Origin of the sequence: Limnofasciculus baicalensis BBK-W-15 (assembly GCF_024178385.1) — a bacterium.
GTDB classification, from domain to species: domain Bacteria; phylum Cyanobacteriota; class Cyanobacteriia; order Cyanobacteriales; family Coleofasciculaceae; genus Limnofasciculus; species Limnofasciculus baicalensis.
In genome coordinates, this window is sequence record NZ_JAMZMM010000528.1 from 1313 (window position 1) to 3107 (window position 1795).

At 43.5% G+C, this 1795-nt stretch carries 1 protein-coding gene; it reads left to right on the forward strand.

All coding sequences use genetic code 11. The features are described 5' to 3' along the window. Positions 1-1795, forward strand: a 1795-nt coding sequence (locus NJ959_RS27685) for a tetratricopeptide repeat protein (RefSeq protein WP_254014984.1), incomplete at both ends; no start/stop codon positions are given.

Below are 1795 nucleotides of genomic sequence, written 5' to 3' on the forward strand. Positions count from 1 at the left end.
ACTAGAAGAAGCACTCGCATCTTACGATAGAGCTATCCAAATTAAACCTGACTCTCACTATGCTTGGCTAAATCGGGGTGTCGCTGCTGGAAAATCCCATCATTATAATCCCGAATCGGCTATCTTATTAAGAGTACAATTTCCCACATTACCTCCCATACTCCCAGATCCTACCCTAACTCAACGCGGCTATGAAGGGGCATTATTATCTTACGAGACAGGATTAAAACATTGCCCCCAAGAGACTCATCCCGAAGGCTGGGGAAAATTGCATCAATCTATAGGTAACGCCCACTATTTCCAAGGGAAGGAAAAACGAAATTACCGGGAATACTGGCACAAAGCAGTAGCGGAATATAAATTATCTCTAATTACATTAACTCCAGAGGCTTATCCTGAATTACATTTAGAAGTCTTGCAAGACTTAAGCCGCGTCTTATGGGGATTAGGGAAAGAAACCGAAGCGAAAGAATGGCGGCGTAAGGGATTAGATGTCTTCGGCACACTCCTGAATCGCCCCATGTCTCGCTATCAGCAATGGGAATTACGAGCTAAATTTATCACCTTCTCTCAGATGCGGGTGGATGTATTAGTAGAGGAGGGAGATTTAATCCGCGCATTGGAAGCAGCGGAGAGGGATAAAAACTTCTACCTTACCTGGATTCTGGATAGACAAAAGGCAGATAGTCTTAGTCCAAATTATCAGGATATGCTGGAATTGACTAATCCAACGACAGCGATAGTTTATTGGCATGTAAGTGACTTTGCCCTGACTACATTTATCATAAAACATGGTGCGAGGAAACCGATTGTGATTCAACCCCTCCCCAGCTCTCCCCGTCTAGGAGAGGGAGCAAGAGAATCCTTCTCTAATTCATCTTTTCCCATGGCAGAATCTGGGGTAGGGGCGAAGCATTTGGGGGAAATGTTATCGGAGAAACCAGAAGATGACAATCCAAATGCTTCGCCTTGGATTAATGCGGTAGGGGATAACTTATCGGAGAAACCAGAAGATAACAATCTAAATGCTTCGCCCTGGATTAATGCGGTGGGGGATAACTTATCGGAGAAACCAGAAGATGACAATCCAAATGCTTCGCCCTGGATTAATGCGGTGGGGGATAACTTATCGGAGAAACCAGAAGATGACAATCCAAATGCTTCGCCCTGGATTAATGCGGTGGGGGATAACTTACAGACGGAAAGTGGGCAGGGTGAAGCATTTGCGGATAAAAATCCTGATTTACCCGATAACTTACAAACGGAAAGTGAGCAGGGTGAAGCATTTGCGGATAAAAATCCTGATTTACCCGATAACTTACTAGCGCAAATGCTTCACCCCTACAGTGAAATATCGAATGGGGATAATTTAAGAGAATTACAAGCTTGGGTGGATAACTGGGATGAAGTCTACGGAAAATCTGCTAATCAGAAAAAGGAAAGAGATATCTCTTTTCAGGATAACTTACCGAAAATGTTGGCAAAGTTAGAGAATATTTTGTATATTCCAGCCATTTTAGAGCAACTGAAGGCAGAATTAATCGAAAATTTGATATTCATTCCCCATCGGGATTTACATCGGTTTCCCCTTCATGCCTTATTTCCCGATAGATTTGTAATCAGTTATTTGCCCAGCGTGCAGATGGGGATTAATTTATCGGGTGGAAGTTTGGCAGCGGATGGGTTATCTGTAGGTAGCGATGTGGGTGGAAGTTTGGCAGCGGATGGGTTATCTGTAGGTAGCAATATCTCTGAGAAAATCGCCAACTCATCAGTTACATCCGTTACAACATCC